This is a genomic window from Microcystis sp. LE18-22.4A (genome assembly GCF_027531105.1).
Taxonomy (GTDB): domain Bacteria; phylum Cyanobacteriota; class Cyanobacteriia; order Cyanobacteriales; family Microcystaceae; genus Microcystis; species Microcystis aeruginosa.
In genome coordinates this window covers 1-1,208 of the sequence record NZ_JAPZRB010000434.1, presented here as the reverse complement: position 1 = coordinate 1,208, position 1,208 = coordinate 1, and the positions used below count along the sequence as shown (strand labels likewise).

Below are 1,208 nucleotides of genomic sequence, written 5' to 3'. Positions count from 1 at the left end.
ATTTCTTCATAATTTAACAATGAACCAAATAAAACAACTTTCGTGACTCCCTACTTCTCTTTAAGGAGACTAGCACATTTTTGAGCAATTTTTAACCCTGCTTGTTGCCGTTGTTTCATCTCTAATAGAAATTGTTCACGGTTTGCTCTCGCTGCTAAAACTTCAGCAATAATCTCTTGTTTTCGTTCTTCAGTTAACTGTGTCATTATGATTACCCCTAAATCATTGAATATCAATAGTTTCTATGATAGCAATTTTTGTGATAAGCGATCGCATCTTCTTCTCGATTGGATTGAAACAACGAAACCCAACAATAATAAAGGTGTGTTACTGCGGTGACATACCTTTTCTCTATCAGTCATCAGGAGAGCTTATTTAAGGTCTGCTGAATAAATCTAAAAACCTTGTTGGATAAGACTTTTGGACTTTTTTCCCCTCAAAAAGTGCCAGCCATTGCGGGGATCGGGGGAAAATTCAGGTACTTTTTCCCTGAAAATTAGGTAGTTGACCACCTCAAAACTGGTAAAACCCCACACCCCACACCCCACACCCCACACCCCACACCCTGCCCCCACGAAAAGCTTTTTCGGCAAACCCTATCTAATTGTGTGTTGGGTTTCCTTAGGTCAATCCAACCGACAAGAGCGGCTATAAAATCTAATATAATCAAGACAGCAGGCTCTCTTAGGTTTGGTGGGTATGTATTCTAAGATACAGTCCTGCTGGCAAGCGGGTGGAAGGAAGCACAGAGACACAGAGGACACAAAGATTGATCGCTTCTATAGTAAGTTAAACTGATCACACAAAGAATAAGAGAGCCGATTCAACTATCAACTTGAACAGGGAGAACTTCCAGAAAATCACCTAAATTTATCATTTGTTGCTCTATGAGTCAATGGTCAGCAACGAAAGCCAAACAAGTTTTAAAAGCATTAAAAAGCATAGGTTGGAAAATTAAACGCAGTGGACTGTTTCAGCTAAAATAGGGCAATAGATTTCGGCTTAAAGTCTTAAATTATAGAATTTATAGCATTTTTCTAATACACCAAATTAACTGAAACAATCCAGTAGTGGACTGTTTCAGCTAATTTGGTGCAATAGATTCTCCCGATTCCTCCTCCTCAAACACAGGATAAAGATGTTTCAGCTTGACCCTAGCATCGCTGGTCGTAAACGTCCATATTACTGTAGATGCAGTCTGATTACGT

Annotated in this window: 1 protein-coding gene and 1 pseudogene; both read right to left on the bottom strand. The window is 39.2% G+C overall.

What is annotated here, in order from left to right:
* Positions 1-50 precede the first annotated feature (50 nt).
* Positions 51-206, bottom strand: coding sequence for a hypothetical protein (locus O9295_RS19150; RefSeq protein WP_288034570.1), 156 nt, complete (start codon positions 204-206; stop codon positions 51-53).
* 878 nt (positions 207-1,084) lie between these two features.
* Positions 1,085-1,208: pseudogene (locus O9295_RS19145) on the bottom strand (IS630-like element ISMae25 family transposase); the annotation flags it as partial.